This window comes from Polymorphum gilvum SL003B-26A1 (assembly GCF_000192745.1).
Lineage (GTDB): Bacteria > Pseudomonadota > Alphaproteobacteria > Rhizobiales > Stappiaceae > Polymorphum > Polymorphum gilvum.
In genome coordinates this window covers 2850665-2869747 of sequence record NC_015259.1, presented here as the reverse complement: position 1 = coordinate 2869747, position 19083 = coordinate 2850665, and the positions used below count along the sequence as shown (strand labels likewise).

The following is a 19083-nucleotide window of genomic DNA, read 5'->3' as shown; positions in this document are numbered from 1 at the left end:
TCACAAGACCTTGCGGAATTTTTCTGCCAGTCGGTCGAGCCCCGGCTCGGTCGAGAACCGCGCCCGCACACGGGTCGACGCCGCCCGCCCCAGCCGGTCTCGCTCCGCTGGCGACCGGATCAGCCGCTCCAGTTCCCTTGCCAGCGCGGGCACGTCTGCCGGCGGCACCAGCACGCCGGTGGCGCCGTCCTCGATCAGCTCGGGGATGGCCGAAACCCGTGTCGACAAGCAGCACAATCCCATCGCCTGCGCTTCCATCAACACGTTCGGCAGGCCGTCCCGGTCGCCGCTTCTGGCGAGCTTCGACGACAGCACGAACAGGTCGCTGTCCCGGCAGGCGCGGATGACCTCCTCGCGCGGCCGGGGTCCGAGCCAGGTGATCTTGTCGTTTATTTTCAGACGGTTGGCCCGCTCCTTCAGATCCTCGGCGAGGTCGCCGCCGCCGATGTGAGTGAAGCTCCAGGCAACCTCGTCCGGCAGCAGCGCCAGCGCGGCGAGCAGATCGTCGTAGCCTTTCTTCTCCACCGCGCGCCCGACCGAGACCAGGCGCACCGGTTCGCCCCGTCCGTCGCGCCCGGACGGCCTGTCGTCGGGCAGGGGAAAGCCGGAGAAATCGAGTCCGTGATAGACCAGCTCGATCTTGTCCGGGTCCGAAGTGAGGCTCTTCAGGTAGTCGACGTTGACTCGTGTGCAGGTCACCCCCCAGGCGGCGTCGTCCAGCTTGGTCCGCAGGTCCCACTCCGGACTGGTCCAGATGTCCTTGGCATGGGCGGAAAAGGACCAGCGCCGCCCCGACAGATGGGCCGCATAGCGCGCCACCGAACAGGGCGTGTGCAGGTAGTGGGTGTGGATCCAGGTGACGTCGTCCGGCAACTCGTGTGCGAACACGCAGGCCTGGCCCCAGCGCCGCTGCCGTCCGGCGTTGCCCTCCCGCGCGAAGTCGGCCTCGAACAGCGCGCGTGCCGCCGCGTAGGTCGGCTGCCGCTTCGCCCAGGCGCGTGCGCGCCGGACCCGCGCCGGATCGTCCTTCAGGTACTCGGGCAGATACAGCACCTCGGCGGCGATCTGCCGGTGCAGGTCGTGGACGAAGGGGTCGTAGGGCCGGCGCAGGGCGACGATCAGCTGGCCGATGCCGCGCCACTCCAGGCCCAGGATCTCCTGGGCGATGAAGGTCTCGGACAGGCGCGGGTAGCCTTTGACCACGACGGCGATGCGGGACATGGCGGTTCTTCTCGCGGGCGCTCAGATGATGGCGCGACGGCGGATCTTCGGCCGCCCGGCATCCTCCAGGATCTCCCCCACACGGCTTTCGATCACGTCCAGGCCTCCGAGGAGGTTGGCGACGCCCGATTCGGACGGCGGCGGCGAATCCGGCAGGTCGACCAGTGCGTCGATCATCAGTTCGACATCCGGATAGTGCTCGATCGGCAGCACCTTGAGCAGGCCCGAGGACTCTGCCCGTGCCGCGCGGATCGCCTGTTCGCGCCGCGGCACGATGCGCGGCACCAGCAGCGTCGGCTTGTCGAACGACAGGATCTCGCAGAAGGTGTTGTAGCCGCCCATGCCGACGATCGCCGTCGCTGCCTGCAGGTAGGGCTCGATCTGCGGCGTGAAGCGCATGATGTGCACGTCGCGCAGGTGTTCGGCGCGCGCCATGAAGCTGGCGACCGAGGCCGCCGGCATGAACGGGCCGAGCACGATCAGGGCGGGAAACAGCGGCCGCGCTCGCGCCTCGTAGGCACGCATCACCCAGTCGACCATCTCGACCCCGTCGCCGCCGCCGCCGGGCGTGACCAGGATGAACGGCTCCTCGCCGAACGGCAGCGGCTCGGACAGGCGCGCGCCCTTGGGCATGTCGCGGCGCAGGTAGCCGGTGAACAGGCTCTTGTCGAGTATCGACTGCGGCAGGTCGAGGCCCTGAAGCGGATCGTAGATCTCGCGCGGGCCGTAGATCCAGATCTCGTCGTACAGGGTCTCCAGCGCCGGGCGGACGTTCTTGCGCTGCCATTCCTGTTGCAGGATCGCCGGGTCGTCCATCACGTCCCGGATGCCCAGAACCAGCCGGGTGCCGGCCTTCTTGAGCTGCTCCAGCGTCGGCAGCACCTCGCCGCGCAGGCCGAGCGGCTCCTTGTCGACGATGAAGATGTCGGGCGCGAACACCTGCGCGGTATGTTCGATGATCGACGAGCGGATCTCCAGCGTGTGATCGATGTTTAAATGCAGCGAAAGCGGCGTGTATTCGCCGTTGCGCAGCTTGATCACGCCCGGAATGCGCACGAAATCGACGCGCGAGCGGAACTCGAAGCTGCCGATGATCGGCGAGCCGGACAGAATCAGGACCGACAGCGTGTCGAACGCGCCGACCAGCGCCTGGGCGATCGCCCGGCAGCGGCGCAGGTGTCCGAGCCCGAACGAGTCGTGGCTGTAGATGAGGATTCTAGGCGTTTCCGACCGCATGATGCCCCATAGTCTGCCTTCGGCCCGTTCGGGCGCTGTCTTGTCTGCATGCCCCGCAACCTGCGCAAGACCGTCGCTTCTGTGGCGATCCTCACGGCCAGGAAGCCCCTCTATGGCACATCCGGCGTTGCGAGTTAATACGCAACGTCCTACGACTACGCGAATGGCGTTCGGTTTGCCTGGCTGGACTTTGACATGGAAAAAAGCCTCTTTCGCTTCATCTGGAAGTTCAGCGCGCGCCAGCAGTTCTTCATTCTGCTCATCACCGTCCTGTCCTACCCGATCAGCTATGTCCTGTTGGAACTGCCCAAGCTGATCGTCAATGATGCCATCCAGGGCGATGGCTTTCCCCGCGAACTGGCCGGGCTGGAATTCGATCAGATCTCCTACCTGTTCCTTCTGTGCCTGACGTTCCTTGGCCTGGTCATCGTCAGCAACGGCTTGAAGCTGTTCATCAACGTCTACAAGGGTCGGCTCGGCGAGCGCATGCTGCGGCGGCTGCGCTTCGAACTGTTCCAGCGGGTCCTGCGCTTCCGCCTGCCACATTTTCGCAAGGTGAGTTCGGGCGAAATCATCCCGATGATCACCTCCGAGGTCGAGGATGTCGGCGGCTTCATCGGTGAGGCGATCGCGCTGCCAGCCTACCAGGGCGGCCTGCTCGTGGTCCAGCTCGGCTTCATCTTCATGCAGGATCCGCTACTCGGCCTGGCTGCCGTCAGCTCCTATCCGATCCAGGGCTACGTCATCCCCAAGCTGCAGCGTAAGGTCGTGCTGCTGTCGCGCGAGCGGGTTAAGAACATCCGCGTCGTCGCCGACAAGGTCGGCGAAGCAATCACCGGCGTGCCGGAAATTCACGCCAACGACGCCTCGGCCTGGCATTCCGCCGAGGTCGGCGACCGGCTCTACTCCAATTTCAAGATCCGCTACGAGATCTACAACCGAAAATATTTCATCAAGTTCCTGAACAATTTCATGAACCAGCTGACGCCGCTCTTCTTCTACCTGATCGGCGGCTACCTGGTCATCGAGGGCAACCTCAGCATCGGCGCGCTGCTCGCCGTCATCGCCGCCTACAAGGATCTCGCCGGCCCCTGGAAGGAGTTGCTCGCCTACTACCAGCTCGTCGCCGACGTCGACGTCAAGTACCAGACGGTGGTCGAGAACTTCGATCCGGCAGACATCTATCCCGTCGACCGGCTGGTCGTGGACACGAGCGAGAAGCTGTCCGGTCCGCTGGTGATGAGCAGCGTCTCGTTCTCGGGCGGGGCGGCCGGCCAGGAGGTGTTAAACGTTTCGATCGAGGTACCCGAAGGCGGCGAATGCGCCGTCCTCGGCCCCGACGGTTCGGGGCGCTCGGAAGTGCTGCAGCTCGCCGCCGGCCTGATCAGCCCTTCGTCCGGACGGGTCGAGATCGGCGGCTTGGATCTGGACAAGCTGAGCGAGGCGACGCTCGGGCGGCAGATCGCCTATGTCGGCGGTGCGGTGCATGTCTGGACCGGCACCATCCGCGACAATCTCTATTACGGCATCCGCCACCGTCCGGTGCAGCCGCGCGAACGGACGGGGGAGGATCTCGAGGAATACCGCCGGGCGCAGCGCGAGGCCAGGGAGACCCGCAATCCGACGCACGACGTTCAGGCGGTCTGGGAGGATCTCGAAGCGGCCGGCGTCGACTCGATTGAGGCGCTCGACCGGCGTGCGCTCGCCCTGCTTTCGGCGGTGGGCCTAGAAGCGGATGTCTACCGGCTCGGCCTGCAGTCGCGCTTCGATCCGAGGATCGACGACCGGCTGGCCGAGCGGATCCTGGCCGTGCGGACCGAGATCGGCAATCGCATTGCAGCCGATCAGCGCCTCGCAGGGCTGGTCGAACTTTGGGACATCGCCACCTTCAACCAGAGCGCCTCGCTGGCCGAGAACCTGTTCTTCGCCGTGCCGACCGATCCGAACGTCACCATGGACATGGTGCCCGCGATGCCGGAGGTCCGGGCCTTCCTGACCGAAACCGACCTCGACAGGGATCTGCAGGGCATCGGCTTGAAGGTGGCGGAGACCATGGTCGAGCTGTTCGCCAACGTTACAGGCGATTCAGGCCTGCTCGGCACCTATTCCTTCATCACCCAGGAGGATCTGCCGGAGTTCGAGCGGATCGTGCGCGCGTCGCGCTCCGACAGCCAGCGCTCCGGCATCACGGACGCGGACCGCGCGCGCCTGGTCGCGCTCGCCTTCAAGCTGGTTCCCGCCCGCCATCGTCTGGGCGTGCTCGATGATGCGATGCGCGACAAGGTCGTGGCGGCCAGGCGCGATTTCCACGACAGGGTGGTCGCCAGGAGCGATGCCTTCGTCGCCTTCGATCCTCAGCTCTATCTGCCGCCGCTGACCATAGAGGACAATCTCCTGTTCGGTCGCGCCCGCCTCGACCGGCGCGACGCCCGCCAACGTATCGATGCGGTCATCGGCTCCGTCGTCGAGGAAACCGGCCTGCGCGAGCCAGTCGTGTTCGCCGGCTTCGGCTACCACGTCGGCGTCAGCGGTTCGCGCCTGTCGGCAAGCCAGCGGCGCCGGCTCGCGCTCGTGCGCGCGCTGCTGAAGAACGCTCCGATCACGATCCTCGACGACGTCGCGGCCGGCACTGCGGAGGACGACCGAGCGCTGCGAACCACGCTGCGCGACCTCCTGAAGGGCCGCATGCTGCTTTTCGGCACGCCGCATTTGATCGTGGCAGAAGAATTTGACCATAGTGTCGTCATGGAGCAGGGGCGCATCGCCCGTCAGGACGATGATACCGCATGAAGACCGATCGACGCCGACGGCCACGTGCCGGGCGAAGGAGGGAAGGGTGACACTGGAATCAGAAGTCGGTGCCCTGCGAAAGGTTCCCTTGTTCCGGGGGATCGACGAGACCAAGTTGCGGTTGCTCGCCTTCATCAGCGACCGCATGCAGTACCAGCCGGGTGAGCACCTGTGCGAGCAGGGCGAGGAAGGCGACACGGCCTTCATCATCCTGAAGGGCGAGGCGGACGTTCTGGTCCGGACCCCTGCCGGCGACCGCTCTGTCGCCCGGGCGAAAGAGCACACGATCGTCGGCGAGATCGCCATCCTGTGCGACGTGCCGCGCACCGCGACGCTGGTCGCGCTGACCGAGATGGACGTCCTGACCGTCTCCAAGGACGATTTCCTCAAGCTGCTGAAGGAGTTTCCGGACATGTCCCTGGAAGTCATGCGGACCCTGGCCCAGCGCCTGGAGCGCACCACGCGCGATCTCGCCGCCGCCCGGTCCGGCGGCGCGGCAGCCTGAGGGGGAACGCGTGGCGGAAGACTTCCTGCTCCGGATCTGGGGCGCGCGCGGGTCGACGCCGACACCGGGTCACAGCACCCTGCGCTACGGCGGCGAGACCACTTGTCTCGAGATCCGGGCCGGCGATGCCCTGGTTCTGGTCGACTGCGGCTCCGGAGCGCGCAACCTCGGCGGCCGGCTGGTCGAGGAGGGGCCGCGTGCCTTCGACCTGCTGTTCACCCACACCCACCTCGATCACATCTGCGGCATGCCGTTCTTCAAGCCCGCCTACGTGCCGGGATTCGGCATCGATGCCTGGGCCGGCCACTTCCAGGACCGGACAGAACTCGTCGACATCATCTGCCGGATCATGTCGCCGCCGATTTTCCCCGTCGCCGCGACGACGCTGAAGGCGGTGTCGTTCCGCAAGTTCCAGGCTGGCGACGTGGTGCCGCGCAACGATGGCCTCGTGATCCGCACCGTCCGCCTCAACCATCCGGGCGGCGCCTGCGGCTACCGCTTCGACCATGCCGGCAAGTCGATCTGCATCATCACCGACCATGAGCACGGCGATCCCGCCATCGACGCGGCCGTGCGTGCGTTCGTCGTCGGCGCCGATGTCATGATCTACGACGCCATGTTCACCGACGCCGAATACGAGACTTATCGCGGCTGGGGGCACTCGACCTGGCAGAAGGGGGTCGAACTGGCGCTCGCCGCCGGCGTCAGGACCCCGGTGCTGTTCCACCACGATCCGCGCCGGACCGACGACGACCTGGACGCCATCGGCCGTGAGGCCCGTCTCGTCCATCCGGGCGTCGTGGTTGCCGCCGAAGGCATGGTCCTGCGTCCGTAACGGAACGCTCGCGCGCAATCACGAGGCCGCGCGCCCTGTTGCTCCCGGCGGCTTTCCGGCGCAGCCTTGGCATGTCCGCTGCCGGGGCGCTCCTCGGGCCGGCAGCGGCGGACAACCGGAACGGGGACTCGATGGCAGAAGACAAGCGCGCGCGCCGGCTTCGGGGCTTGCTCGACGGAGTGATCCGTGGCGGCCCGTCGGAGGAAGGCATTCCTCAGCGTGTCCTCGCCGAGATCCGGCTGCGCGAAGCGTCGGCCGAACGCCTGATCGGCTGGGTGCAGCTCGCCATTGTGCTGTTCTTCGCCACGCTCTACGCCATCGCCCCGCGGGCGGAAGGCAGTTCCGGCTTCAACTTCGTGCCGCTGGCGCTCGGCGCCTATTTCCTGTTCACGGTCGTCCGCCTGGCGCTGTCCTACCGCGTCGAACTGCCGAACTGGTACCTGCTGGTCTCCATCGGCGTCGACATGGCGCTGCTGGTCGGCCTGATCTTCTCCTTCCACATCCAGTACGGCCAGCATCCGACCTTCTACCTGAAGGCACCGACGCTGATGTACGTGTTCATCTTCATCGCCCTGCGCGCGCTGCGCTTTGATCCGCGCTTCGTGCTGACCACTGGCCTGGTCGCGGTCGCCGGCTGGCTGGCGCTGGTCGCCTATGCGGTGCTCGCCGACATGGGCGGCATGCGGGTGACGCGCAACTATGTCGAATACCTGACCGGCAACGCGATCCTGATCGGCGCGGAACTCGACAAGACCATGGTCATCCTGACCGTCACGCTCGTGCTCGCCGTCGCCCTGTACCGGGGCCGAGAAGTGCTCTACAGCGCCATCCGCGAACGGTCGGCCGCCGCCGACCTGCGCCGCTTCTTCGCTCCCGAGGCGGCCGCCTCGATCACCGGCGCCGACACGGTGCTGCGTGCCGGCGAGGGCCATGCCCGCGAGGCGGCGGTGCTCTATGTCGACGTGCGCGGCTTCACGCGCACCGCCGCCGGCCTGCCGCCGCAGGTGGTCATGCGGGTCCTTGGCCTCTACCAGGAGCGCGCCGTGCGCGCGATCGAGGCGCGCGGCGGTCGCGTCGACAAGTTCCTCGGCGACGGCATCCTCGCCACCTTCGGCGCGCTGGTGCCCTCCGCCCGCTTCGCCGCCGATGCCGTCGAGGCGGCGCGCGCGGTCGTCGACGGCCTCGACACCGACCAGCCCGCCTTCGCCGCCGCCGGCTGGCCGGAGGCGTTCCGCGTCGGCGTGGCGCTCGCCTGCGGGCCGGTCACCGTCGGCGTCGTCGGCGCCGCCGACCGGCTCGAGTTCACGGTCATCGGCGACGCCGTCAACCGCGCCGCCAAGCTGGAGGATGCCAACAAGGTCGAGCGCAGCCGGGCGCTGACCGACCGTGCCTCCTTCGAGCTCGCCCTCGGCCAGGGCTATGCCGGACCGCCCGGCGAGCACCGCCCGGCGCGCGCCGTCGCCGGCCTGTCCGGTCCGCTCGACCTCGTCGTGCTCGCCTGAGCGCACGCCGCCGTCCGCAGCACCCTCCCTTGACCGGCGGACGGATTCGCTCCACTGTGCGCCAGAAGCTGACGTTTTCGTCAATAAGAACGGATAATATCGATTTAAAACATAGACTTGGAAAAGAGTCTGTCCGGCAAGGGAGTGCATCATGCAACTGACTTCTGGCCTGTCCGCGGTGGTGACCGGCGGCGCTTCGGGACTGGGTGCTGCGACCGCCCGCATGCTGGCGGCCGCCGGCGTCAAGGTCGCCGTGTTCGACCGCAACGTCGAGCAGGGCGAAACGGTAGCGCGCGAGATCGGCGGTCGCTTCATCGCCGTCGATGTCACCAGAGAGGACAGCGTTGTCGCGGGCTTTGCCGCCGCGCGCGCCGCGCACGGGCCGGAGCGCATCCTGGTCAACTGCGCCGGCATCGCGCCGGTCGCGCGCACCACCTCGCGCGGCCAGCCGCATCCGATGGACATGTTCGAGACGGTGATCGCCGTCAACCTGGTCGGCACCTTCCGCTGCATCGCCCATGCCGCGACCGCGATGGCCGCGCTCGATCCCGTCGACGCCGACGGCGAGCGCGGCGTCATCGTCTCGACCGCCTCGGTCGCCGCCTTCGACGGCCAGATCGGCCAGGTCGCCTATGCCGCCTCCAAGGCCGGCATCGCCGGCATGACGCTGCCCGTCGCCCGCGACCTGTCGAAATCCGGCATCCGCGTCATGACCATCGCGCCGGGCATCTTCGAGACGCCGATGCTCCTGGGCCTGTCCCAGGAGGTCCAGGACAGCCTCGGCCAGCAGGTGCCGTTCCCCTCGCGCCTCGGCAAGGCCACCGAATACGCCTGGCTGGTCAAGGCGATCTGCGAGAATCCGATGCTCAACGGCGAGACCATCCGCCTGGACGGCGCCATCCGCATGGCGCCGCGGTAGGAAGGACTGTCGAAGTCCTCCGCCGTCGTCCCGGGCGAGTGCGGATTCCAAGACCTGGCGCTGCCGCCTGATCTGCAGACAAAAGCCCTCAAGGCTGTCACCCCGGGGCTCGCGCTGCGCTTGGCCGGGGTGACGTCGGAGCGAGACGGGGTCGGCGGACACGCCCGCGCATCCCGGCTCGATCCGGCACCGACCGGAGGCTGACGCTCAAGGCCTTGCCATACCCGCTTGTCGTCCCTGCGCAGGCAGGGATGACAAGGAGCAGGTTTTGGGTCAGCCCCTTAAAGCCGCCCGAGCAGGGCGGCGGTCGGCCAGCCGTCGGCGGGCAGGCCGAGGCGCAACTGTTCGGCGCGTACCGCCGCGCGCGTGCCGGAGCCAAGGATGCCGTCGATCTTGCCGACGTCGTGGCCGCGCGCCTGGAGCTTCTGCTGCAGCAGCCGCATCTCGGCGTCGGCGAGGCCCGGCTCGGGCGACCCGGCGTCATAGGGCGCGGCCCCGGCGAGCCGGGTGGCGAGATAGGCCGCGCTGGTTGTGTAGACGAACGACTGGTTCCATTTCAGGTATACGGCGAAGTTCGGATAGGCGAGGAACTTCGGCCCCTTGCGCCCCTGCGGCAGGATCAGCGAGGCGGCGAGCGCGCCCGGAGGCAGCGATCCGGCGCGGGCGGTGACGCCGAGCCGCGCCCACTCGCCGACCGGTCGCGTCGTGGCAAGGCCGCTCTCGGCCCAGGGGAAGTCGGCCGGAACGCTGACTTCCTGCAGCCAAGGCTCGCCGCGTCGCCAGCCGAGGCTCTGGATGAAGCGGGCCGCGGTCAGGATCGCGTCGGGCGCGGAAGCCTTCAGGTCGACATGGGCGTCGCCGTCGCCGTCGACGCCGTAGCGGATGATGTCCTCGGGCAGCATCTGCACCTGGCCGATCTCGCCCGCCCAGGCGCCCGTGGTGCGCGCCGGGTCGAGGTCGCCGTTCTGCACCATGTGGATGGCGGCGATCAACTGCGGGCGGAACAGGTGCGGTCGGCGGCAGTCGTGGGCGAGGGTGGCGAGCGCGTTGACGGTGTTGAAATCGCCCTGCACGGCGCCGAAATCGGTCTCCAGCGCCCAGAAGGCTGTGATTACCGCGGCCGGCACGCCGTAGTTCGCCTCGGCGCGCGCAAACACCGACGCGTATTTCGTCATGTTGGCCGCGCCGTGCTTGAGTCGGTAGCTGTTGACCGAGCGCTTGGAGAACTCCAGGAAGGTCTGCTTGAACACGCCCTGGGCGCGGTCGCGGCTCAGCACCGTCTTGTCGATCCGGGCGTTGGCAAGCGTGGCGTCCGCCGCCTGTGCCGACAGGCCCGCGGCGACCGCCTCGGCCTTCACGCCGGCCAGGAAGGCGCGGAAATCGCCGCCGCATTGCGCCGCCGGGGCGGGGCTCGCGAGCAACAGGCCGCCGGCGAGAGCGAGGCATGGGGCGAGCCACGGGGCGAGGCACGGGGCAAGAAGGGCGCGGCGCGTCATGGTCACTCCGTCGATCTGTCTGGAGACGACAGTTGACGGTGCCCGGTGCCGCGAAGTCAACCACGCGGCACCGCTTTTTCGCATCGGGCGTCCCGAGCCCACGCCTGCCTAGCGGGCGAGCGTCAGGCCGACGTCGATGTTGCCGCGCGTCGCGTTGGAATAGGGGCAGACCTCGTGTGCCCGGGCGACCAGCGCCTCGGCCGCGTCGGCGTCGAGGCCGGGCAGCGCGATCTCCAGCGCCACGGTCAGGCCGAAGCCGCCCGCAGATCGCGGACCGATGCCGACGCTGGCGGTGACGGCCGCGTCGGCCGGCACCCGGATGCCGTCCTGGCCGGCGACAAACTTCAGCGCGCTCAGGAAGCAGGCGGCATAGCCGGCGGCGAACAGCTGCTCGGGATTGGCGCCGTCGCCGCCCGCACCGCCAAGTTCCTTCGGTGTCGACAGTCGCACGTCGAGCGTGCCGTCGAGGCTCCTGGCGGCGCCGTCGCGGCCGCCGGTTGCACGCGCCGAAGTGGTGTAGAGGACGGAAACGGTCATGGTAGGCTCCTTGAATAAGTATCGCACACGATTTAATCGCATAGCCTATATCTGCTTACGGTCCGGCCATGTCAAGCGCTTGCGATTGGATCGCGTGCGATTTATTTTCCGGGAAGCGCCATTGACGAGACCGACATGTCCGACACCCTGCCGCCATCCGCCGACGTCCTGAAACTCGGCAATTTCCTGTGCTTCGCGATCTATTCGGCGGGACATGCCTTCAACCGGGCCTACAAGCCGCTGCTCGACCGGCTCGGCCTGACCTATCCGCAATTCCTGGTCATGGTCGCGCTATGGGAGCAGGATGGCCAGACCGTCGGCGGGCTCGGCGCGCGGCTGCATCTGGAATCGAGCACGCTGACACCGCTGATCAAGCGGCTGGAGGCGATGGGCCACGTCCGCCGCGCCCGCGATCCGAAGGACGAGCGCCAGGTGCGCGTCAGCCTGACCGGCATGGGCCGGGCGCTGAAGGATCAGGCGAAGGACATCCCGGCCTGTCTGGTCGCCGCCATGGGTCTGAGTGTTGCCGACATCGTTCGCCTTCAGGGCGAGATCGCCCGCTTGCGCGACGCCCTGGAAGCCGCCGCCACGCCGACCTGAGCGCGGCTGCCGTCTACCGGCAGTCGCCGCCGCCCGAGCGCGTCGACACCGTTCCGCTCGAGCCCGACGATACGGTCGCGCTCGACCGGCAGCCGGACGCCGACGTTCCGCCCGATCCGCCGGCGGCCCTCTGCTGCGCGAGGCAGGACTGGTAGGCGGTGTCGTAGAGCCCCTGCCAGACGCGCGGGTCGGCGCCCATCGTGCCGAGCACCCCGAGGGCTGCACCGGTGCGCGCGCCGCGCCGCGCGCCGCCGGGCCCCGCCCACGATCCGCCGGCGACCGCCCCCTCCATGCCGCCCTCGATCGCCGCGCCGACGGTATCGCCGTCGCCGGTGAAGCGGTCGGCGTGGTCCATCGCGTAGGCGTGGCAGTCGACCGGCTGCGCCAGCGCGCCCCGACTTGCGCCGCCGGATCCGCCGGCCGCGGCGGCCAGCGCCATGGCAAGGCCCGTGAGCGTCTTCCCGATCATGGTCGGCCCTTTCCGTTGAGGCACCGCGGCGGGCATCGCGTGGCGCGCCTGGATCGCGGCCAGTCTAGCGCAGGCGCGGTGCCGAGGCGTTAACGTCCGCCCGCGGCGGATAGGGCAAGAATCCCACTAAAAATCCCACGAAGGGCAATGGGATGTTTTATGGTTTGTAAGGCTGTGCCAGGCCCCTAGTGTTCGGTTGGGACGGCACGACAATAGCGCATGGGCAGGGCGCGGCATGGAACGATCCCGCATACTGGAGGAGATAGCCGGCTATTGCCGGGCGGCGGGCATGGCCGAGACGACCTTCGGCCGACTGGCGGTCAACGACGGCAAGCTGGTCGGGCGCATCCGCAACGGCGGCCGCATCAGCGCGCGCACGCTCGAGCGCATCGATGCCTTCATCGCCGCCCACCCGTCGACCGACCCGGCCGCGCGCTCGGTCCTGCTCGGCACCCGCGCCGCTGCGGCTCCCGTCGCCGGGGCGGGCGAGGCGGCCGACCTCGACACCAACTTCCGCTTCTTCGACAACCGGCAGAAATACCTGCTGTTCGTCAACACCTGCGGCGAAAAGCAGGTCGCCGCCGACCGGGTCGCGCTGGAACTGGCCAACATCCATCCGCGTCCGCCGGCGGTGCGCCTGTTCGACGCCGGCGTCGGCGACGGCACCCTGCTGTCGCGCGTCATGCGTGCCATGCACCACCGCTTCGCCACCATGCCGTTCTACATCGTCGGCAAGGAGATCAGCCTGGAGGACGTGCGCCTGACGCTCGACAAGATGCCGGACCGCTTCTTCGAGCATCCGGCTACCGTGCTGGTGCTGACCAACCTCTATTATTCCGAGGCGCCCTGGCTGACGACGCGCTCGGCGCGGGCCGCCGGCAGCTTCGTGTGGAAGGAATGCGTCCTGCGCGGCGACTCCTCCCACGATTTCCAGCGCCAGATCGCCGACCTGGAACCGTTTCTGGCCGACAACTGGCAGGCGCGCATCTCCAGGTCCGGCAATCCGATCTACGACCGGCCGGTCGTGCTGGTGCTCTACCGCGAGGATCATCGGTTCCTGCTCGACCCGGTCATCCCGAAGCTCGGCGCGGCGCGCGCAGACTACGACCTCGTCGTCGCCTCGCAGCCCTACCGGGCGCGCGCCTCGGCCGGGTTCAAGGCCGCCAAGGTGGTCGCCCCGCTGGCGCGCGCGCTCGGCCCCGGCGGCCGGCTGATCGGCATCCATTCCTACGGCCACGATCCAGGCATGGAGATCGTGCGCCGGGTCTGGCCCGAGGACGACCCGTTCCGCACCGACCGCCACGACATCCTGCGCGCGGTCAAGGCCGATCTCGGTCCCGACGCCCGCCATTTCAACTTCAACGCCTATTCCGACAAGCGCTCGATCTTCCGCTACGACATGCACACGCTGCCCAGCGAGGTCGGCAGCTCGATCGGCACGTCCACGCTGTTCGCCGCCTGGAACGCCGCCGTCTATGTCGCGCAGGTCGAGGACGAGCGGCTCGAGGAGGCCACCCGCGACGGCCGCTATCTGGACGCCACCCGCGCGGTGCTGCGCGACCACGGCGGCCTGTGGTTCTTCGACGAATCCTACGCGATCTCGCGCCGCAGGGACTGAACCGGAGAGGCTGCCGCCCGGAACTGACCGCCGGGATGGAACGCACGGGGCGGGGACGCGGCAAGGACAACAGGGAGGGATGCCGGTGACCGAAATCCGCAGCCGGACGATCGACGAGGTCCAGAGCGCCTGCGCGCCGCTGCGCGGCCCGCTCTGGTTGGCGCCCTGGTCGCTGGAGGCGACCGCGCCGACTGCGGCCGACATCGCCGCCCTGGCGCCGCTGGTCCCGCCCGGCACGGATGTCTTGCTCAGCGCCCTGCCGCGCATCCCGCACGACGAACAGATCGCCGCCGCCCGTCTGGTCCGCGCGGCCGGCCTCGAGCCGGTGCTGCACCTGTCGGCGCGCAAGTTCGCCAGCGAGGCGGAACTCGGCCATCTGCTCGAGACCGCCTGCCGCGACATCGGCCTGCGCAAGGTGCTGGTCATCGCCGGCGACATCGATGCCGCCCGCGGCCCCTTCGCCTCCAGCCTCGATCTGATCGAAAGCGCGCCGTTCCGTGCCGCGCCGCTTCAGTCGGTCGGCATCGGGGGCTATCCCGAGGGCCATCCTTTCGTCGCCGACGCGGATCTGGAGCGGTCCCTGCGCAGCCGTCTCGACGCCATCCGCGACGCCGGCCGCGCGCCCTTCCTGGTCAGCCAGTTCTGCTTCGATGCCGAGCGCATCCTGCGCTGGCTCGACGGCCTGCGCCGCCTCGAACCGGCGCTGCCGGTGCGCATCGGCCTGGCTGGCCCGGCCAGCGCGGCGACCCTGATGAAGGTCGCCCTGCGCTGCTGGGTCGACCTGCCCATGCGCCACGCCCGCACCGCCACGCGGCTGCTTTCGTCGGGCACGCCCGACCCGATCGTCGCCGGTCTCGACGCCGGCTTGCGTCCGCACCACCGCAGCGGCCCGCTGCAGATCCACGTCTACGGCTTCGGCGGTCTGGTCAAGGCCGCCGCCTGGGCGGGCGAGGCGGCGCGCACCGCGCGCGCCGGCTGGACGGCCTGACCCTGGATAGGCAGCGATCAGGCAGCGATCAGGCAGCGATCAGGCGGGCGAACTCCGCCGACGACAGGATCTCGGCCACGATCCCGAAGGATCGCTTGCGCGCCGCGTGGTCGTGGATCTGCCCGGTCAGGATCACCTCGTCGGGCCGGTAGCGGGCGATCAGCGCGACGAGCTTCTGCCGCACCGTTGCGGGCGCACCCGTCGCCGATACGCTCAGCGCCTCCTCCACCATCGCCAGCAGCATTGGGTCGAGCACCGAGCCGATGTCTGCGACCGGACGGGGCAGGGGACCCGGCCGTCCGGTCCTGAGGTTGGCGAAGGCCTGCTGCATCGAGCTCTTGAGATGAAGCGCCTCGGCGTCGCTCTCTCCGGCGAAGACGTTGATCGCCATCATGAACTGCGGCCGGTCGAGATGCGTGGAAGGCTGGAACCGGGCCCGGTAGAGCGCAACCGCCTGGTCGAGCGCCTGCGGCGCGAAATGCGAGGCGAAGGCGTAGGGCAGGCCGAGATGGGCGGCAAGCTGCGCGCCGTAGAGGCTGGAGCCGAGGATCCACACCGGCACCCTGGTGCCCGTGCCCGGCACCGCGCGGATGCGGGCGTCTGGCGCCGCGTCGCCGAGATAACCGATCAGTTCGGCCACGTCGGCGGGAAAGTCGTCGCTCGCTTCGAGGCTGCGCCGCAGCGCGCGCGCCGTCGCCATGTCGGTCCCCGGTGCCCGCCCGAGACCGAGGTCGATGCGCCCCGGATGGAGAGTCGCCAGCGTGCCGAACTGTTCCGCGATCACCAGTGGCGCGTGGTTGGGCAGCATGATGCCGCCGGCGCCGACCCGGATGGTCTTCGTGCCCGCCGCCACGTGGCCGATCACGACCGCCGTCGCCGCGCTGGCGATGCCGGGCATGTTGTGGTGCTCGGCCAGCCAGTAGCGCCGGAACCCCAGGCTTTCGGCGTGGCGGGCGAGATCGAGCGTGTTGGCGAGCGCGTCGGCGGCGGTAAAGCCTTCCGGGATCGGCGACAGGTCGAGGACGGAAAACGGGATCATGGCATTTCGCTGGATGAGGACGGTCGAGGATCAACATAAGGCTCGGCAACGGGAAGGGAAGCCGACATCTCCGGCAAAACCGTACCGCAGCGTACTCTTTTCCCGCAAACCGCCCTTTCGCCCGGTTTCAAAACCTGCCACATCCTGACTATCATCGCACGTATCCGCACGATGCGACGGCGGGCGGACGCGCCGGCCGAGAACAGACTTGAGGGAGTCGGACAATGCCCCCGTATCGTTCCAGAACCTCCACCCATGGCCGCAACATGGCCGGCGCGCGCGGCCTGTGGCGCGCCACCGGCATGAAGGACGGCGACTTCGGCAAGCCGATCATCGCCATCGCCAATTCCTTCACCCAGTTCGTGCCCGGCCACGTGCACCTGAAGGACCTTGGCCAGCTGGTCGCCCGCGAGGTCGAGAAAGCCGGCGGCGTCGCCAAGGAATTCAACACCATCGCGGTCGACGACGGCATCGCCATGGGCCATGACGGCATGCTCTATTCTCTGCCCTCGCGCGAGATCATCGCCGACAGCGTCGAGTACATGGTCAATGCCCATTGCGCCGATGCTATGGTCTGCATCTCCAATTGCGACAAGATCACGCCCGGCATGCTCAACGCTGCCATGCGGCTCAACATCCCGGTCGTCTTCGTCTCCGGTGGCCCGATGGAGGCCGGCAAGGTGGTGCTGTCGACCGGCGAGACCAAGGCGGTCGACCTGATCGACGCCATGATCGCCGCCGCCGACGACACGGTCACCGACGCCGACGTGCTGACCTATGAGCAGAACGCCTGCCCGACCTGCGGCTCCTGCTCGGGCATGTTCACCGCCAACTCGATGAACTGCCTGACCGAGGCGCTGGGCCTGGCGCTGCCGGGCAACGGCTCGACGCTCGCCACCCACGCCGACCGCGAGCGCCTGTTCGTCGAGGCCGGCCACCTGATCGTCGATCTGGCCAGGCGCTACTACGAGCAGGGCGACGACAGCGTCCTGCCGCGCAACATCGCGAGCTTCAAGGCGTTCGAGAATGCCATGACGCTGGACATTTCCATGGGCGGCTCGACCAACACGGTCCTGCACCTGCTCGCCGCCTCCTTCGAGGGCGAGGTCGGCTTCACCATCGCCGACATCGACCGGCTGTCGCGCCAGGTGCCGGTGCTGTGCAAGGTCGCACCCGCGGTCGCCAACATCCACATGGAGGACGTCCACCGCGCCGGCGGCATCTTCGGCATCCTCGGCGAACTCGACCGCGCCGGCCTGCTCGACACCTCGGTGCCGACTATCCATTCCGCCTCGATGCAGGAGGCGCTGGCGCGCTGGGACGTCAAGCAGACCAATTCCGACAGCGTGCACGAATTCTACCGCGCCGCGCCGGGCGGCGTGCCGACGCAGACCGCCTTCTCGCAGGCGCGCCGCTGGGACGATCTCGACCTCGATCGCGCCAAGGGCGTCATCCGCGACAAGGACCATGCCTATTCGAAGGACGGCGGTCTGGCGGTGCTGTTCGGCAACATCGCCGAGGACGGCTGCATCGTGAAGACGGCCGGCGTCGACGAGTCGATCCTGACCTTCTCCGGCCCGGCGCGCATCTTCGAGAGCCAGGATTCGGCCGTCTCCGCGATCCTGACCGGCAAGATCAAGCCGGGCGACGTGGTGCTGATCCGCTACGAGGGCCCGCGCGGCGGTCCGGGCATGCAGGAAATGCTCTACCCGACCAGCTACCTGAAGTCGAAGGGGCTCGGCAGGGCCTGCGCGCTGATCACCGACGGCCGCTTCTCCGGCGGCTCCTCGGGCCTGTCGATCGGCCACATCTCGCCGGAAGCCGCCGAGGGCGGCGCCATCGGCCTGGTCGAGGAAGGCGATACCATCGTCATCGACATCCCCAACCGGGTGATGAAGGTCGATCTGTCCGACGACGAACTCGCCCGGCGCCGCGCCGCCATGGAGGCGAAGGGCGCCGACGCCTGGAAGCCCGCCGAGAAGCGGACCCGCAAGGTCACCGCGGCCTTGCGCGCCTACGCGGCCATGACCACCTCGGCCTCCAAGGGCGCGGTGCGCGAGGTCAAGTGAGGCGCGGTCCTTTCTGATACGCGAGGCCTCGAGCGGCGGGAGCGATCCCGCCGCTTTTCGCGTCCGCCTGGCCTTGCGCTGGTGGGCGTTTGCCGTTTACGTAAGCGGAAGAAGGGTGGGTCCGAGCGGGCCCGCTGCGGGGAAAAGGGGAGGGCGCGCATGCAGCCGGTGATGACGGTCGACGAGGTGACGGCGTTTCTGGACCGGGAGTTCCCGCAGATCCACGACGGCGGCCGGGTCTACGCGGTCGAGCGCATCGCGCCCGGCGAGGCGGTCGTGCGCCTGTCCGCCTCCGAGCGCCACCTGCGCCCCGGCGGCACCGTCTCCGGGCCCTCGATGATGGCGCTCGCCGACCTCGCCGCCTATGTCGTCATCCTCGCCCACATCGGTCCCGTCGCGCTGGCGGTGACCACCAACCTCGCCATCAACTTCCTCAGGAAGCCGGAGCCCGGCGACCTGATCGGCACCTGCCGGCTTCTCAAGCTCGGCAAGCGCCTGGCGGTCACCGAATGCGGCATCGCCGGCGAGGGCGAGATCGACCTCGTCGCCCACGCCACCGCGACCTATTCCGTTCCGCCGCGGTGAAAAGCCCTACTGTTTTGCGGTAATATGATACCGTTTTTATAAACAATTGAAATCCTTGAATTATTTTTGACGTTGCGCGAACGAATTGCCTTGACGGTGCGTGCGCAAGCGCGTATCACCCCATCCGAACGCGCGGCACGGGGCGCGGCGCTTTGCCGTCCCACCCTGCGCCGTCCAGTTTTCACCTGACCAGTCACGGATCAGCATCATGAAGACCTATTCTGCCAAGCCGGCGGAGGTCGAGAAGAAGTGGATCTTGATCGACGCGGAAGGCATGGTCGTGGGGCGTCTCGCCGCCTACATCGCCAACCATCTGCGCGGCAAGCACTTGCCGACCTTCACGCCGCATGTCGACTGCGGTGACAACATCATCGTCGTCAACGCCGACAAGGTGGTTCTCACCGGCCGCAAGTACGAGAACAAGAAGTACTACTGGCACACCGGCTATCCCGGCGGCATCAAGGAGCGCACCGCGCGCGCCATCATCGAGGGCCGCTTCCCCGAGCGCGTCCTGGAGAAGGCCGTCCAGCGCATGATGCCGGGCGGTCCGCTGTCCCGCAAGCAGCTGAAGAACCTCAAGGTCTACGCCGGTCCGACCCATCCCCACGAGGCCCAGACGCCGACCCTGGTCGACGTCAAGAGCTTCAACGAAAAGAACGCCAGGAGGGCTTGAG

17 protein-coding genes are annotated in these 19083 nt (G+C 68.3%); 11 read left to right on the top strand and 6 right to left on the bottom strand.

What is annotated here, in order from left to right; genetic code table 11:
* Complete coding sequence (locus SL003B_RS13525) at positions 1-1221, bottom strand: glycosyltransferase family 4 protein (protein WP_013653420.1); 1221 nt, start codon at positions 1219-1221, stop codon at positions 1-3.
* A gap of 21 nt (positions 1222-1242) precedes the next feature.
* The gene (locus SL003B_RS13520) at positions 1243-2457 is read right to left on the bottom strand and encodes a glycosyltransferase family protein (protein ID WP_013653419.1); all 1215 of its coding nucleotides are present in this window, start codon (positions 2455-2457) and stop codon (positions 1243-1245) included.
* Between the two features lie 195 nt (positions 2458-2652).
* Here SL003B_RS13520 and SL003B_RS13515 point away from each other — a divergent pair, with 195 nt between their 5' ends.
* The 5 genes from SL003B_RS13515 (at position 2653) to SL003B_RS13495 (ending at position 9008) form a co-directional block, all read left to right on the top strand.
* Positions 2653-5247: an ABC transporter ATP-binding protein gene (locus tag SL003B_RS13515; protein WP_013653418.1), complete on the top strand. Its 2595-nt coding sequence runs from the start codon at positions 2653-2655 to the stop codon at positions 5245-5247.
* A gap of 46 nt (positions 5248-5293) precedes the next feature.
* Entirely contained in the window at positions 5294-5752 is a 459-nt protein-coding gene (locus SL003B_RS13510; protein WP_013653417.1) for a cyclic nucleotide-binding domain-containing protein, read from the top strand.
* Between the two features lie 10 nt (positions 5753-5762).
* Positions 5763-6587 (top strand): MBL fold metallo-hydrolase, encoded by an 825-nt coding sequence (locus SL003B_RS13505; protein ID WP_013653416.1) that lies wholly within the window; start codon positions 5763-5765, stop codon positions 6585-6587.
* A gap of 131 nt (positions 6588-6718) precedes the next feature.
* On the top strand, positions 6719-8089 hold the full coding sequence (locus SL003B_RS13500; protein ID WP_013653415.1) for an adenylate/guanylate cyclase domain-containing protein: 1371 nt from the start codon (positions 6719-6721) through the stop codon (positions 8087-8089).
* A gap of 151 nt (positions 8090-8240) precedes the next feature.
* Positions 8241-9008, top strand: coding sequence for an SDR family NAD(P)-dependent oxidoreductase (locus SL003B_RS13495; RefSeq protein WP_013653414.1), 768 nt, complete (start codon positions 8241-8243; stop codon positions 9006-9008).
* A 281-nt stretch (positions 9009-9289) separates the two neighbouring features.
* Here the strand turns inward: SL003B_RS13495 and SL003B_RS13490 are convergent, their stop codons facing one another.
* Together SL003B_RS13490 and SL003B_RS13485 are read right to left on the bottom strand one after the other, a co-directional pair.
* The gene (locus SL003B_RS13490; protein ID WP_083812093.1) at positions 9290-10504 is read right to left on the bottom strand and encodes a lytic murein transglycosylase; all 1215 of its coding nucleotides are present in this window, start codon (positions 10502-10504) and stop codon (positions 9290-9292) included.
* A 108-nt stretch (positions 10505-10612) separates the two neighbouring features.
* Positions 10613-11041, bottom strand: coding sequence for an organic hydroperoxide resistance protein (locus tag SL003B_RS13485; RefSeq protein ID WP_013653412.1), 429 nt, complete (start codon positions 11039-11041; stop codon positions 10613-10615).
* 135 nt (positions 11042-11176) lie between these two features.
* Here SL003B_RS13485 and SL003B_RS13480 point away from each other — a divergent pair, with 135 nt between their 5' ends.
* A complete protein-coding gene (locus SL003B_RS13480) occupies positions 11177-11641 on the top strand; it encodes a MarR family winged helix-turn-helix transcriptional regulator (protein WP_013653411.1) in 465 nt (154 codons plus the stop codon).
* Between the two features lie 13 nt (positions 11642-11654).
* Here the strand turns inward: SL003B_RS13480 and SL003B_RS13475 are convergent, their stop codons facing one another.
* Positions 11655-12110 carry a hypothetical protein gene (locus SL003B_RS13475; RefSeq protein WP_013653410.1) on the bottom strand — a complete coding sequence of 152 codons (456 nt, stop codon included), beginning with the start codon at positions 12108-12110 and terminating at the stop codon, positions 11655-11657.
* A gap of 235 nt (positions 12111-12345) precedes the next feature.
* On the opposite strand from SL003B_RS13475, the gene SL003B_RS13470 reads away from it, so the two are divergent.
* Positions 12346-13728: a hypothetical protein gene (locus SL003B_RS13470; RefSeq protein ID WP_013653409.1), complete on the top strand. Its 1383-nt coding sequence runs from the start codon at positions 12346-12348 to the stop codon at positions 13726-13728.
* Between the two features lie 79 nt (positions 13729-13807).
* Complete coding sequence (locus tag SL003B_RS13465; RefSeq protein WP_049792590.1) at positions 13808-14716, top strand: methylenetetrahydrofolate reductase; 909 nt, start codon at positions 13808-13810, stop codon at positions 14714-14716.
* Positions 14717-14744: 28 nt separating this feature from the next.
* On the opposite strand, the gene SL003B_RS13460 is transcribed toward SL003B_RS13465, so the two are convergent.
* On the bottom strand, positions 14745-15755 hold the full coding sequence (locus SL003B_RS13460) for an LLM class flavin-dependent oxidoreductase (protein WP_013653407.1): 1011 nt from the start codon (positions 15753-15755) through the stop codon (positions 14745-14747).
* Between the two features lie 224 nt (positions 15756-15979).
* Here SL003B_RS13460 and ilvD point away from each other — a divergent pair, with 224 nt between their 5' ends.
* The 3 genes from ilvD to rplM all read left to right on the top strand — a co-directional run bounded on the left by ilvD (position 15980) and on the right by rplM (position 19082).
* The gene (ilvD, locus tag SL003B_RS13455) at positions 15980-17824 is read left to right on the top strand and encodes a dihydroxy-acid dehydratase (RefSeq protein ID WP_013653405.1); all 1845 of its coding nucleotides are present in this window, start codon (positions 15980-15982) and stop codon (positions 17822-17824) included.
* 159 nt (positions 17825-17983) lie between these two features.
* Entirely contained in the window at positions 17984-18409 is a 426-nt protein-coding gene (locus tag SL003B_RS13450) for a PaaI family thioesterase (protein WP_013653404.1), read from the top strand.
* 208 nt (positions 18410-18617) lie between these two features.
* Positions 18618-19082: a 50S ribosomal protein L13 gene (gene rplM, locus SL003B_RS13445; protein WP_013653403.1), complete on the top strand. Its 465-nt coding sequence runs from the start codon at positions 18618-18620 to the stop codon at positions 19080-19082.
* Position 19083: the final 1 nt, after the last annotated feature.

Excerpts from the sequence above, each read along its gene's own strand:
- SL003B_RS13525 (WP_013653420.1), bottom strand. The coding sequence starts at position 1,221 with ATGTCCCGCATCGCCGTCGTGGTCAAAGGCTACCCGCGCCTGTCCGAG.
- SL003B_RS13520 (WP_013653419.1), bottom strand. The coding sequence starts at position 2,457 with ATGCGGTCGGAAACGCCTAGAATCCTCATCTACAGCCACGACTCGTTC.
- SL003B_RS13515 (WP_013653418.1), top strand. The coding sequence starts at position 2,653 with ATGGAAAAAAGCCTCTTTCGCTTCATCTGGAAGTTCAGCGCGCGCCAG.
- SL003B_RS13500 (WP_013653415.1), top strand. The coding sequence starts at position 6,719 with ATGGCAGAAGACAAGCGCGCGCGCCGGCTTCGGGGCTTGCTCGACGGA.
- SL003B_RS13495 (WP_013653414.1), top strand. The coding sequence starts at position 8,241 with ATGCAACTGACTTCTGGCCTGTCCGCGGTGGTGACCGGCGGCGCTTCG.
- SL003B_RS13490 (WP_083812093.1), bottom strand. The coding sequence starts at position 10,504 with ATGACGCGCCGCGCCCTTCTTGCCCCGTGCCTCGCCCCGTGGCTCGCC.
- SL003B_RS13485 (WP_013653412.1), bottom strand. The coding sequence starts at position 11,041 with ATGACCGTTTCCGTCCTCTACACCACTTCGGCGCGTGCAACCGGCGGC.
- SL003B_RS13480 (WP_013653411.1), top strand. The coding sequence starts at position 11,177 with ATGTCCGACACCCTGCCGCCATCCGCCGACGTCCTGAAACTCGGCAAT.
- SL003B_RS13475 (WP_013653410.1), bottom strand. The coding sequence starts at position 12,110 with ATGATCGGGAAGACGCTCACGGGCCTTGCCATGGCGCTGGCCGCCGCG.
- SL003B_RS13470 (WP_013653409.1), top strand. The coding sequence starts at position 12,346 with ATGGAACGATCCCGCATACTGGAGGAGATAGCCGGCTATTGCCGGGCG.
- SL003B_RS13465 (WP_049792590.1), top strand. The coding sequence starts at position 13,808 with ATGCCGGTGACCGAAATCCGCAGCCGGACGATCGACGAGGTCCAGAGC.
- SL003B_RS13460 (WP_013653407.1), bottom strand. The coding sequence starts at position 15,755 with ATGATCCCGTTTTCCGTCCTCGACCTGTCGCCGATCCCGGAAGGCTTT.
- ilvD (WP_013653405.1), top strand. The coding sequence starts at position 15,980 with ATGCCCCCGTATCGTTCCAGAACCTCCACCCATGGCCGCAACATGGCC.
- SL003B_RS13450 (WP_013653404.1), top strand. The coding sequence starts at position 17,984 with ATGCAGCCGGTGATGACGGTCGACGAGGTGACGGCGTTTCTGGACCGG.
- rplM (WP_013653403.1), top strand. The coding sequence starts at position 18,618 with ATGAAGACCTATTCTGCCAAGCCGGCGGAGGTCGAGAAGAAGTGGATC.